Source organism: Spirosoma oryzicola (assembly GCF_021233055.1).
Lineage (GTDB): Bacteria > Bacteroidota > Bacteroidia > Cytophagales > Spirosomataceae > Spirosoma > Spirosoma oryzicola.
This window is the reverse complement of the sequence record NZ_CP089538.1, coordinates 2,546,065-2,558,320: the sequence shown is the minus strand read 5'-3', so window position 1 is coordinate 2,558,320 and position 12,256 is coordinate 2,546,065. Positions and strand designations below refer to the sequence as shown.

The window sequence follows — 12,256 nt, the reverse complement described above, 5'->3', positions numbered from 1 at the left end:
ATGGACGAACTCGAAGCCGAACTAGCGGCCATTATTGGCACCTATCGTCTGCAGGCGTTGACCGAGTACAAATACGCCCTGCAGGCGGCTGGCATCAAAATAACGGGGGAGCTGCTGGACAGCTTCGAAGCGACCATTCGCATCGATGCGGCCCGGTTCGTTTTCGAGTGTACCATCAAGTTCGAAGAGTATGGCCGCTTCAAAGACATGAAGGGCCTCAACACCGGTGATCGAATGGCGCCACTCGAAGCCATCGAATACTTCGTTGAAAAAACCGGTGTCGATAAGTTTTTGAACGCAATCTGGGCCGATCGGTACCGCACCTTCAACAGCCGGGGTAAAAACAAAGGCCCCCGTCCTGTTTCCAAACTGATCCGGGACATCGCCTGGGGCGTGCGGATTGCCCGGTACCGCGACATTCGCCACCTGCGGAAAGGGCGGTCCTGGTACAACAAGACCAGCGGGCGACTCTTTATCATGACCCACGAGCGGGTCCGTCAGGCAGCCGCCTTATCGGCGCTTCGTCACATCAAAAACACTCTGGAAGGTAAATTATGATCGATCCATTAGCACAGCTCACCTTTTTGCCGCTCCAGCTCAGCGGTAATCCAATTAATTACAACATTGAAGCGGCCGATCCGGTCGCCATCCCGGAGCGGGCCGATCTGGCCTATCTGCTCCGCATCGACGTGCCCGAGTTTCCCCAGTCACCTACGCTGGTGGAGCTGACCACGCTGGAGGGTCGGGAGAAGCCGCCGGTCACAAAAGGGGGTGCTACCACCTACGAAGGAGCGTTTTTCCGGATTGACGAGCTGCTCGACGGCTTTTTAAGCCGCCAGAAGCCTTTCTTTCGCCAAACGGAGCTATCAGCCATTGCCACGCTGACAATGCCCTACAGGCCCTCAGAATGCGTTAAACAGGCCGATGCGCAGCTCAGCCTGACTCCAAAACCCACGCGCTGGGTCATTGCGGCAGGTTTATCGGATAGCGATGCGGCCGGCTGGGCCGATCGCTTCTTCGATGTTTACCAGGCCAACACCCGGCAGTTTCTCACCTGGCATCCCGACAACAAACAGATCGGGCGCGATCAGGAAGAGTATTTGTATTTTGTGCTCAACTGCAGCCCCCTACCTACAGTCGTCAAACTGCGCGTCGAGCTTACAGGAAAGAACGGGGCTTCGGTTGTGGTGACCGTCACTCAGATTCGATCGGTGGGCGCTTACCAGGTCATCTGTGCCCCGATTGGCATGCCGGTCATGAAGCAATACGAGGTCGATGCGTCCAACCCGATCGTCAGCTACCGGCTCTGGCTGGCCAATCAGAACGATGAGTGCATTAGCCAGGTACGCACCTACTACGTCGACAACCGGTACCAGGCGTCGGAGCGGCATCTGCTGTTTGCCAATTCGCTGGGGGGTTACGATACCCTACGCCTGGTGGGCAGCAGCAGTCAGAGCCTGAAAGTAAGCCGCACCATCGCCGATCGGGGAGCGGGCACCGATTTGGGCGAACTGTACGTGGTCGACGTAGCCGCCGAGCGCACCATCACCCTGCAAACGGGCTGGTTGGAGCGCAACAGCCGGGCCACCCTACGCTACCTGGATGAGCTGCTGCTGTCCCGAGAGTGGTACCTGGTTACGACGAAGGGGCACCAGCCGCTGCAGCTGGCCACCACCGAGCTGATCGATGCCGACGATAGTGCCGATTTGATCAGTCGGAGCTTCACCTTCACAACGGCCCTAGCCAGCTACTACAGCGAGCTGCCCGCTCCGCCGACAACCCAGACTCGGGCTACGGCCTGGCGGGGCGTGGGCTTCCGGCACATCCTGGATGAGCGCGGCAAACGCACCGGCATGGGTACCGTCGTCCGGCTCCGGAAGTATTACCTAGATGACAAAACCGACGTCAAGCCCACGACCGACAAGCCCAACAGCCCGGGCGATCCGGATTACATGGCTCCCGCACCGGTGCCGAGTGTGGTGATCGGGTCCACCCCTTTCCCCAGTGCGGCAATCGGCCGGGCGGGCAGCTACAAACGCGCTACCTGCCCCAGTGGTCAGGAAGGTTCGACGGCCCTGATCAGCGTGGCAGCCGGCTCCTACGGTGGCGAGTTGGAAGGCGATGGCGATGCGCGGGCGGAAGCCGAGTTTCGCCGGCTCGACACCCAGGCATACGCCGACACCTACGGCGCTTGTTCACTCTCCGAGACCTACGCCTGGCCGGTACCAGCCGGCCAGTGGCATATTCGCTACAGTCAGCCGGACACGGCGGCTATCTACCACAACGACGGCCAGAACGGACCAGCGGACATGGGCAACACGCAGTCGCTTCAGGGAACCAGTGGAGCATTTATTTACCCGACCAAAGCCAACGATCTGAACTTCCCGGTGAGCGATCTGAATTGGCTGGTTTACGTCTCGGGTCAGCCCGGAGCCGCCAAGCGAGTGCGACTCTACAAAAACGGCGCTCAGCTCTATAGCCGGGATATCACGCTCAATCCGGATGGGTACGAGCTGCTGGCACTGTTTACGGTTAACGGGGTTAACTACCCACCCGCTTCGACTGACCGGTTTTATTTCAAACACGAAGATCGATGATCGAGTTACGCATTGATGGCCAGGTAGCCGATCTGCCGCCAGCCGCCACCGTTGGTCTGGAGCTGACCAATCCGTTTCTGACGTATGAAACGTTATTTACCCAGAAAGCCACCTGGCCGGCCATGGCCCTGACTCCGCTCAACCGGCAGCTGCTGGGCTTTGCCGATAGTCTGCAAGTGGCCGGAGCCAGTCGCTACAATGCCCAAACGTTTTATGGTGGGCAGCTGCTGCAGGAAGGTGTGGGCTTTCTGACCGATCCGGATGGCCAGGGCTACCAACTGGCTGTGGACGAGCCCCTGGGCGAATTCTTCGGCCGTTACCAAACGATCCCACTCAATGAACTGCCTCTGCCCATCATCACCTTTCCGGCTGATAACCTACCCCGGGAAATTTACGTCGACGGAAAGCTGGCCGTTTGTTTCCCCGAGGTGATCAACCCGGGCTTTGTGAGCAACTCCAGCAGCTCGCCGAGCATCTACAGCGGTCGCATGAACGATGCTCAAGGCGTGGTGGTACCGGCGATCTCCGTTCGGTACCTGCTCCAGCAGCTGGCCAGCCTGACGGGTAGCTCACTAACCGGTACGCTCTTTGATCACCCTCAGATCTCGAAGCTGATCTTGATGAATACCCAGCCCCTGGCCACGCCGGGTTTCGTTCCGATCGCCAGCCACCTGCCCGCCTGGACAATTGGCATGCTGCTACTGGAGCTACGCAAAGTGTTTAACTTTTCGTACCGGTTCAAAGCAGTCGAGCGCAAACTGACCATGGGCCTGACCGACGATATCTTTCGCCAGCCGGCGGGAATCGACTGGTCGGATCGGGCGAGTCGGCAGTACAAAAAACGGCAAGAGCTTAACCGCCGGCTGCAGCTGACCTTCGAGCTGGATGGCAACGATCAGCTGCTCAAAGACCGGCCGTCCGCCGTGGCTGATCACGTCAGTGCGGGCACCGATCCGGGCATCGCTAAAGTGAGTAGTAAGCTCTGTCCAATCCTGTTTGATCCGGCTCAGGAGCTGCCGATCATGAGCCAGGCCAGTGGCTCGACCGTGCCCCGGCTGGCATTCTGGAACGGGGGAAAAGCCACCAATTCGCTGGGCGACATCACCCTCACCTGGGCAGCGTTACGGGAGAAGTTCTGGGCGCAAACCGAGCGTTTTCGGGCGGGTATGTTCTACGCAGAACGCAGTCTAATGCTGACGCCGACGGATCTGGCTCAGCTCGATTTTGCCCGCAAAGTGCATGTGGTGGGCGTCGATTACCTGGTCGCCCGGATTGTCGTCAATCTTCCGGTGAAGCAGGCGGCTCAGTGTCTGTTGATTCGGGCTTAGCCTGGCCCGGCCAGGAGTGGCCGGGCCTGAGCTGCGTGTAGTAGTACCAATCAGCCATTCGCTTGAGCCAGTACGGCTTTTTTTCATCAGGTACAGCGTCCGATACGGATTCGACCAAAACAGGTAACGAGCGGACCTGAGCCGTGATGTTTTCTGTCTGATATTGATCCATTTCTTTCAGCGTCCGGAAGCGCACGATCCGGACGCGAAACTTGGTTTTGATATCTAAAATAAAAGCCGCTTCGGATGATGAAGCGGCTTTCTCGTTTTCAAACGAAAATCTATTTTTCATTCAGGCTCCGGTGGTGGCCACCGGGCGAAATGAACTTTAGGATTCTGATCGTTGGGTGACCGGATGATGTACAACTGCCGTTCACCGCTTTGCTCAGCGATGTAGTAAGGAAGCCAGAGCTGCTCCCGGATGTAGGCAGGTACATTACGGGTTCTCCATTTGGAGCCGCGACGATCTAACTGCGCAAACGTATCCCGAGCCAGGACGATCCCGTCCTCAAATTGGGGTGATGCTGTCATCGTATTTTTGCCGTTTTTAGGCCGCTGGCGACTGCGGGTGTTGGTACAAATATACGAAGCGGGGGTACAAAAAAATGTCCTTTAGGACGAATCAGAAGCGCACCAATTTGCGGGTGAATACTACTCAACGTTATGAATCCGGTTAAACCATTGCTCAAAACCCCCATAAGCTATTATGGGGGCAAGCAGATGATGCTGAAACATATTTTACCCAAAATCCCGACGCATCGCACCTATATCGAACCTTTCTTTGGCGGGGGTGCCGTCTTCTGGGCCAAGCCGCAAAGCCCCCATGAGGTTATCAACGACATCAGCAACCGGCTGATCACCTTTTATAAAGTGCTTAAGTACGACTTTGATGAGCTACAGCCGCTGATTGATGAAACGTTTCACAGCCGGCTTCAGCATCGGGAAAGCAACGCAGAATACAAGTCGGGCGAAGTCGAAATTAATGACACGATTCGAATGGCCTGGGCCGTCTGGCTACAAGCCAATATGTCATTCAGTAAAACGATTGGATCGGGCTTTGCCTATGACCGAAAAGGGACTGAGCCATTAAGAATGTTCAACAGAAAGAAGCTGCTCACCGAAGCCTATCAAGAGAGACTGAAACGGGTCACCATTGAGTCGTACGACGTGCTGAAAGTGATAAAGACGTATGATTCACCGGACACTTTCTTCTATCTCGACCCGCCATATGTCAGCTCTGATCAGGGCCACTACAAAGGCTATACAGCTGAAGACTTTCAGCAGTTGCTGGAAATCTGCGCAACCATGAAAGGCAAATTTCTCCTAAGCAGCTATCCCGAAGCCCAACTGCTGGCGTATCGGGAGCGACTAGGCTGGCAACATGAGACTATCGTTAAAACACTAGCTGTCGACGGGCGCTGGAAAGAGAAAAGACAAAAGGTCGAATGCCTGACCTGGAACTACTAACATTTCAAGTCATTAGATAATGAGAAAACACATCATGATGACTTTCTCATTATCTACTGTATCAAAAAGAATGTGATAAAAACAAAAGAAGAATACCAATCTGAGCTGCGCTCTTTAGAGTGGAAACACAAAAGAGAGGATATTCTCACTCGGGATGGACAAGTATGCCAATCCTGTTTTAATAAAAAATATCTACTAGACAACTTTGAGATCAATTCATTTCAATCCAGTCTAGTACAAGTACCTCAGGGCAATAGTATGGTTTCAAGCATTCAAATCTCATCCGTCCAAAAAAGGCTATACTATTGCGACAAGGCTCTAAAGAAGGTACCCAAAGGCAGAAAGAAAGGAGAAAAGAGAGGTTATGCAGCTTTCACAATCAGTAATCAAGATAGTATAATATTACAGGCACTGTTTACAGTAAAACCAATTATCGACAGTTTAAGCAATAATGAATACGGATTAACAAGCGAAGACATTCGAGCCATCGCACAAACAAATCCACAGCGCATAAATTGGCATTACGCTAAAAACTTAAATATTCACCATCATTATTATCTGATAGGAGCAAAAGCTTGGGAGTACCCAAACGAAGCATTAATTACTTATTGTTCAGACTGCCACCTAGAAACACACGGCAAATTGAAAATTCCAGTTTTTGACAAAGACGGAAATAAGCTAGAAATGGAATTAACGACCTGTAGCCGGTGTGGGGGGACAGGATACATGCCTGAATTCAATCACGTACAAGCAGGTATATGCTTCAAATGTCGTGGTGCTCGTTACGAAGAGTTTTCTGAAAAACTTAGGTAGCTTAATTAAAAAAGGCATCGCCACAGCGATGCTTTTTTGTGTCCTATTATCCCCCAAAAACATCGATTCTTTTGCTATCCGGCGCACTCAGCGCGTTTGGATATGGCATTTAATAACAACGAAAAGGTCACTATTACTCTGGATATCCAGGGCGATCAGGCCCGCAACCAACTGAATCTGCTGGAAGTCGAGGCCAAGCAGCTGGAGCGGGCACTAAAGGAAGCGCCCAAGGGGACCAAGGAGTGGGCTGATCTATACAAAGAAATCGGTCGCAATGCGGATGCCCAGAAGGCACTCCGGCAGGAGATCGGCACATCGGCACTGACGCTCAATCAGCTCGAAAAAGAAGCCAAGAGCATCGTCAAAGAGATGAAGGATATGACCGCCGGTACCGATGAGTACGCGGCCAAATCCGCTCGTCTCAGGGAAGTCAATGGCCGCATCACTGAGCTCCGGGCCGACTACAAAGCGCTCATTCCCGAGATTATCAAAGTCACGGCTTCGGTGGCCGACTGGGATGATGAAAACAAGCGATCGGCACTCACCGTAAAGCAGCTCCGGGAAGTAGCAGCCGCGCTGGGCGATGAGATCGAGCAGCTGGTGCCTGGTACCAAAGAGCACACAGCGGCCGTCGAAAAACAGGACGCCGTCAACAAACAGCTCAATACGACGGCCAAGCAGGTCATTGCCACGATTGGCGACTGGGACGACGAAAACAAACGGGCCACCCTGACTGTCAAGCAGCTTCAGGTGATCTCCAAGCAGCTAGGCGATGAGATCGAGCAGCTCGTACCCGGTACGAAAGAACACGCAGCGGCCGTCGAAAAACAGGACGCCGTCAACAAGCAGCTCAACACGACGCTGGAGCAACAGCCCGGGCGCTGGAAACGTATCCAGGACACCGTAGTGGGGCTGGTTGGTGCCTTCTCGTTGATGCGCGTTGTTGAAGAAGTCTTCTCGTTTTTCAAGCAGGGAATCACCGATGCGCTCAAGCTCAGCGATGCCATGGGCGGGGTGGAAAAAGCGACGGGCCAGAGTTCGGAGCAGGTCAAAGCCCTGGCTGGTGAGCTGGATAAAATTGACACCCGAACCACCAAAGAAGACCTGATGACCATCGCCCAGATCGGTGGCCAGCTCGGCGTGGCCAACGATGAGCTGCTGGGTTTTGTCAAATCTGTCGACATGGCGGTCGTGGCATTAGGGGATGAGTTTTCGGGCGGAGCTGAAGAAGCGGCCAAAGAGATCGGAGCGCTGCAGAAACTCTTCAAAGAAACCAAAGACATGAAGGCCGGCGATGCCATTAACGACATCGGATCGGCCCTCAATGAACTGGGAGCCGCCGGCTCCGCCACCGCTCCAGTCGTGGCCGACTTCACCCAGCGGATGGGCCAACTCGGCGATCTATCCCCCCAGATCACCCAGACCATGGGCCTGGGCGCTGCTTTCCAGGAACTGGGGCTCTCGGCCGAGATATCAGCCGGCGGTCTATCCAACATCCTGCTGGGAGCCGCCAAAGCAACTGCGCTCTTTGCGGATCAGCTGCACATTTCGGAGGCTGAGATGAAAGAGCTCATCAACACCAATCCGAACGAATTTTTGCTCAAGCTGGCCGAGTCGCTCAAAGGACTACCCGCTGATCTGGTCGCCAAACGACTCGACGATCTGGGCATCAAGTCTCAGGAAGCCACTAAGGTCATGTCGTTGCTGAAAGATCAGACCGACATGGTACGACAAAAACAGGAGATTGCGGCTAATGCCATGAAAGGCATTTACAACGCGGCCCTGGAGCAAGTGGGCAAGTCAACCGACACGTTCGCCAAAAAACTCGGCCTATCCAAAGACGAGCTGGAGAAGCTAATCAAGTCGAATCCGAACGAGTTTTTCATTCGCCTGGCAAATTCCTTCAAAGGGCTATCCGACGCCCAGATCGCCGAAGAGATGAAGAAGCTGGGCTTCTACTCAGCCGAAGCCACTAAACTCGTTACCGATTTATCGAAGGCGACTAACAAGCAGACCCAGGAGCAGCTACTAGCCAACCCGGCGCTCAAGCAGGCCACCAGTCTGCAGAACGAATTCAACAAGATGAATTCGACCGCTGCCGCTGAAGTCGACAAAGCCAAAAAGAGCATGATGGCCCTGGCCGTCGATGCCGGCGGGGTGCTGCTACCCATGTTGACTAAATCAGTGACTGGCTTCGTCAGTTTCGTCGATATCATTCGGGCGGTACCGGCCTTTTTGAGTGAAAACAAAGAATCGTTTATCGCCCTGGGCGTTGCTCTGGTGACCTTTAACGCCCAGACGATCCTGGCGGAAGCCAATACGTTACGACTGGCGGCTGCTGAGAAAATCGCCACTGTATCGAAGGAAGCATCGGCCGTTGCGCAGCGCCTGCTGAACACGGCCATGTCGATGAACCCCATGGCGGCCGTCATCACCGTGGTCGCCCTACTGGCGGCTGGTTTCATGGCGCTTTATAATAACTCTGTTACCGTCCGGGCGGGCGTGAATGGACTCTTCGAAGCCATGAAAGTCGCCACGGTCGAACTGGGCCGAATGTGGGAAGCGCTGAAGGGACTGAACTTCGCCGAAGCGGCCACCATCATGTTTGAGGGAGGTAAGAAAGTAGCGGCCGGCTTCAGCAAGGGCTACTCCGACACGATGGCCGCTGAGCATCCCAAGCAGCTGGAGTCCCACAAAAAGCTCGTCGACGACAAGAAAACGGCTTCCGTGCAGGGAGCGGCCCAAACGGGGCAACTGGAAGTGCTGGAAGATCAGAAAACGCTCGCTCAGAAAGCCGAGCAGGCCCAAAAAGCCCGGGAGAAACTAGCCGAAGACACCCGCAAGGATACCGAAGAAGCCTACAAAAAACGCCGGGAAGCCCAGATCGAAGCCATCAAAGATGAAACCGAGCGAGAGCGGGCGAAACTCCAGTGGAAGCATGAGCAGGAAGTAGCTGCTATTCAGGCATCCAAAGCGAGTGAAGTGGACAAAAACCTCGCCATCAAAGCGCTCGATGCCCAGCTCAAAGCCGAGCTGGACGAAGTCAATCTCAAGCACGTCGAGAAGATCCGGGCTGATCAGCAAAAGGCACTCGACATGATGCGGGATTATCAGCTCTCGCTGGAAACCGATGAGAAGCGCCGGAAGGAGCTCGATGCCCTGTTCAAGTACGAAAAAGAGAAAGCCCGGATCGATAAGGAGATCGCCGATGAAACCCAGAAAGCCCAGTTGCTGAAGGCCCTGGATCAGACGTACAAAAACGATCTGAGCCGGATCGCTACCGAGTTCCGCAACAAAGAAATCGAAGCCAACAAAGCCATGCGATCGGCGGAACAGGCCGCTGAAATGGCCCAGTACGATCTTAAGGAGCTGCAGGCCGGCACCAATGCCACCAAGCTGTTGTCGATCAAAAAACAGCGGCTGGATAAGGAGTACGAGTTCCTGCGCGAGAACATGCGTCAGGAGCGGGATGACGAGCTGCGCCGGATCGAGGAGAGCAACATGAGTCAGGAGCATAAAACCCAGACTCAGAAGGCGATCAACGATAAGTACCTGGCGGATGTGAAGTCGAGTGTGATTCAGCACACCAACGACGTGACGGCCATCGATACCGAAGCCGTCAACCAAAAGCGCCAGCGGTACGAGGCTTTTTCGAGTGCGTTCAAGGGGCTGCTGCAGGGCGACTTTCAGGCATTCGCCGAGCAGTCGGCTAATATTGTCGCTGGGGAGAAAGCGGCCTGGCAGACGCGCATGTCGGAGAACATGGCTAAGTACGAAATGGTAGCCAACATTGCGACCGAGTCGGTCAACTTCCTCACCAAAATGACCCAAGAGCGGCTCGACAAAGAGATCGCAGCCAGCAAAAAAGAAACCGAGCAAAAGCTGGCGGATTCAGAAAAACGCCTGGATGATGCCATCAAAGCCGCCGAAGAGCAGGCCGAGAAGGAAAAGGAAGCCGCCGGCGATTCGGCCGATGCCATCAAAGAAATTGAGGAGAAGCTGGCCGAATCCAAATCGGACATCCGTACTGAATTTGAGAAAGAGGCTGATGCCATCCGAAAAGATGGAGCGGCCAAAGAAAAGGATCTGGCGAAGCAAAAATGGGAAGCGGATAAGCGGGCTCAGGTCGCCACAGCGATCATCTCCGGCGCTCAGGCTGCCCTGAAAGCCCTGGCCTCGGGGATCTTCCCGGTCAACTTAGTGTTCGCCGGAATCATCGCTGGTCTGACCGCTATCCAGGTGGCGAAAATCAAGAACCAGCCCGCTCCGGCGTTCCGGGATGGGGGTATGGGCCAGATCGGATCGGATGGCGGTAGCTACTCAGATTACGCCGGACAGATGTTTGGTAAGGGTGGCCAGAGCTACTTCCGTAACGCCGGTATTATGCGGGGCTCCCGGCACGGTAGTCAGTACGGCGAACGGGGCATCGCCATGATCGATCGCCAAAGCGGCCGGGAAGTGGGCGAAGCTGAAGACGGCGAACCGTTCATGATCCTGAGCCGCAACACTTACGCCAACAACAAGGGCGTTGTCGATCGGCTGCTGTATTCATCACTCTACCGGGGTGGCGAAAAAATCGCCTACGCCCAGGGTGGCGTGGGTGGCAGCAGCTGGAAAGGGATCGGTACCATTGCCGAAACGCCCTACTACGAAAAGCGGATGATGCTGTTCGGCTCCAAGAAAGCCAAACGGGAAGCGGAAGAAGCCGCACGTCAGGCGGAAGAAGAAGCCCGCAAAGCCGAAGCCGAAGCCCAGGCGGCCATTGATGCGTCGGTATCTGCCTACGATGGCCCCACCTCGGGCGACGCCGGTGATGCCAACGGTACCGGGGAAGCGGCAGCGGCTACGGGAGCCGCCGAAGAGCAGGCCAAAAAAGCCGCCCAGATGGCCCAGGATCAGCTCGACCTCTTAGCGGATATTGGCGAAGCGATCGAGACAGCGGATAAGAATAACGTCGATGCCATGGCGGCTCTGGCGAAGCTGATCGATCTGGCACTCTCGACGCTGACTGACAAGATGGAAACGGCGCTGATCAACCTGGATAAAAACACCCAGGCCAATCTGCAGACCCAAACGCTGACGATCGCCCTCAACCTGCGCTCACTCAATACGAGCCTCAACGCGAAGATGGACAAGCTGAGCGTCGACGTGCTGGTGGCGCTGGATGAGCTGACGAATCGGCTCGAAGCGAGTCTGGATCAGGTGGCCACCACCACCAAGCAGGAGCTGGGCAACCTGGCCGTCACCAACAAGTCGGCGCTCGATGGCATGGCCTACCAGGTGGGGAATTTGAAGGGCAGTATCAATGCCGTGGAAGGGGCCGTGCGGGGCGTCGAAGGAGCCACTCGGGGTGTCGAAGGAGCGGTGTATGGAACCAACCAGGCGGGCCGGTTGGATCAGTTGTATTCGGCTATTTCACAACTGAAATAAATGGTCATAACTACCTACTAAAAGCTGTTAAGAGTTACATCAATTTTGTACATTTAGAACCTCTTCCAAAAAACGATGAACATCCCAGTAGTACTTCCCGTAAAATCACACATTCAAAAATTTATTGTTACTCGCTACGGTACCGGCTCAACCAATGAAATCAGTGTACGTAAGATGACCTTCCTGGGCGATATGCTCAGCCTGGCACTCGTGAAGGACCCGCTCATGACCACCAGCTTTCAGATGCCAACCGGGCCGATCCTGATTTTCCAATACCCCACCGAAACCAAGTTTCTAAGTTTACCCAAGCACAATGTTAAGTCGCTGCAGATGGCGCTCGACCGCCACTTCCGCGATACGCTGATCACCTTCGTGACCGGCTACCACTACGCGACCGGCAACCAGATGCAGGCGGTGAAGAAGTTTCTGGAAATTCACCAGATTAACGACGATGAGCTGACGGCGGACACGGCCTGGAAGATCTGGCGCGATTTTGAGTCGAAAAAAGAGCGTCAACGCACAAAAATTTTTCGGAAAGATGTCGGTAGTATTCGGCAAGTCGTCGGCGAATTGGGAAACTCGTCGGTAATTTTCGCCATTTCGTAGGTAAAAACTTTCCAG

9 protein-coding genes are annotated in these 12,256 nt (G+C 54.8%); 7 read left to right on the top strand and 2 right to left on the bottom strand.

What is annotated here, in order from left to right; all coding sequences use genetic code 11:
* The 3 genes from LQ777_RS10640 to LQ777_RS10630 are packed head-to-tail and all read left to right on the top strand — an operon-like array spanning position 1 to position 3,925.
* Entirely contained in the window at positions 1 to 558 is a 558-nt protein-coding gene (locus tag LQ777_RS10640) for a hypothetical protein (RefSeq protein WP_232562498.1), read from the top strand.
* A complete protein-coding gene (locus tag LQ777_RS10635) occupies positions 555 to 2,597 on the top strand; it encodes a DUF5977 domain-containing protein (RefSeq protein WP_232562497.1) in 2,043 nt (680 codons plus the stop codon). The genes LQ777_RS10640 and LQ777_RS10635 overlap by 4 nt, the downstream gene beginning before the upstream one ends.
* Complete coding sequence (locus LQ777_RS10630; RefSeq protein ID WP_232562496.1) at positions 2,594 to 3,925, top strand: hypothetical protein; 1,332 nt, start codon at positions 2,594 to 2,596, stop codon at positions 3,923 to 3,925. The genes LQ777_RS10635 and LQ777_RS10630 overlap by 4 nt, the downstream gene beginning before the upstream one ends.
* On the opposite strand, the gene LQ777_RS10625 is transcribed toward LQ777_RS10630, so the two are convergent.
* Positions 3,876 to 4,217, bottom strand: coding sequence for a hypothetical protein (locus LQ777_RS10625; protein ID WP_232562495.1), 342 nt, complete (start codon positions 4,215 to 4,217; stop codon positions 3,876 to 3,878). The genes LQ777_RS10630 and LQ777_RS10625 overlap by 50 nt on opposite strands.
* Complete coding sequence (locus tag LQ777_RS10620) at positions 4,214 to 4,456, bottom strand: hypothetical protein (RefSeq protein ID WP_232562494.1); 243 nt, start codon at positions 4,454 to 4,456, stop codon at positions 4,214 to 4,216. The genes LQ777_RS10625 and LQ777_RS10620 overlap by 4 nt, the downstream gene beginning before the upstream one ends.
* Positions 4,457 to 4,588: 132 nt before the next feature.
* Between LQ777_RS10620 and LQ777_RS10615 the strand changes: the two genes are divergently transcribed.
* The 4 genes from LQ777_RS10615 (at position 4,589) to LQ777_RS10600 (ending at position 12,241) form a co-directional block, all read left to right on the top strand.
* Positions 4,589 to 5,392, top strand: coding sequence for a DNA adenine methylase (locus tag LQ777_RS10615; protein ID WP_232562493.1), 804 nt, complete (start codon positions 4,589 to 4,591; stop codon positions 5,390 to 5,392).
* 72 nt (positions 5,393 to 5,464) lie between these two features.
* Positions 5,465 to 6,205 (top strand): hypothetical protein, encoded by a 741-nt coding sequence (locus tag LQ777_RS10610; protein ID WP_232562492.1) that lies wholly within the window; start codon positions 5,465 to 5,467, stop codon positions 6,203 to 6,205.
* A 102-nt stretch (positions 6,206 to 6,307) separates the two neighbouring features.
* Positions 6,308 to 11,635 (top strand): hypothetical protein, encoded by a 5,328-nt coding sequence (locus tag LQ777_RS10605; protein WP_232562491.1) that lies wholly within the window; start codon positions 6,308 to 6,310, stop codon positions 11,633 to 11,635.
* Positions 11,636 to 11,710: 75 nt separating this feature from the next.
* Positions 11,711 to 12,241: a hypothetical protein gene (locus tag LQ777_RS10600; RefSeq protein ID WP_232562490.1), complete on the top strand. Its 531-nt coding sequence runs from the start codon at positions 11,711 to 11,713 to the stop codon at positions 12,239 to 12,241.
* The last annotated feature ends 15 nt before the right edge of the window (positions 12,242 to 12,256 follow it).

Excerpts from the sequence above, each read along its gene's own strand:
- LQ777_RS10620 (WP_232562494.1), bottom strand. The coding sequence starts at position 4,456 with ATGACAGCATCACCCCAATTTGAGGACGGGATCGTCCTGGCTCGGGAT.
- LQ777_RS10600 (WP_232562490.1), top strand. The coding sequence starts at position 11,711 with ATGAACATCCCAGTAGTACTTCCCGTAAAATCACACATTCAAAAATTT.
- LQ777_RS10615 (WP_232562493.1), top strand. The coding sequence starts at position 4,589 with ATGAATCCGGTTAAACCATTGCTCAAAACCCCCATAAGCTATTATGGG.
- LQ777_RS10630 (WP_232562496.1), top strand. The coding sequence starts at position 2,594 with ATGATCGAGTTACGCATTGATGGCCAGGTAGCCGATCTGCCGCCAGCC.
- LQ777_RS10640 (WP_232562498.1), top strand. The coding sequence starts at position 1 with ATGGACGAACTCGAAGCCGAACTAGCGGCCATTATTGGCACCTATCGT.
- LQ777_RS10605 (WP_232562491.1), top strand. The coding sequence starts at position 6,308 with ATGGCATTTAATAACAACGAAAAGGTCACTATTACTCTGGATATCCAG.
- LQ777_RS10635 (WP_232562497.1), top strand. The coding sequence starts at position 555 with ATGATCGATCCATTAGCACAGCTCACCTTTTTGCCGCTCCAGCTCAGC.
- LQ777_RS10625 (WP_232562495.1), bottom strand. The coding sequence starts at position 4,217 with ATGAAAAATAGATTTTCGTTTGAAAACGAGAAAGCCGCTTCATCATCC.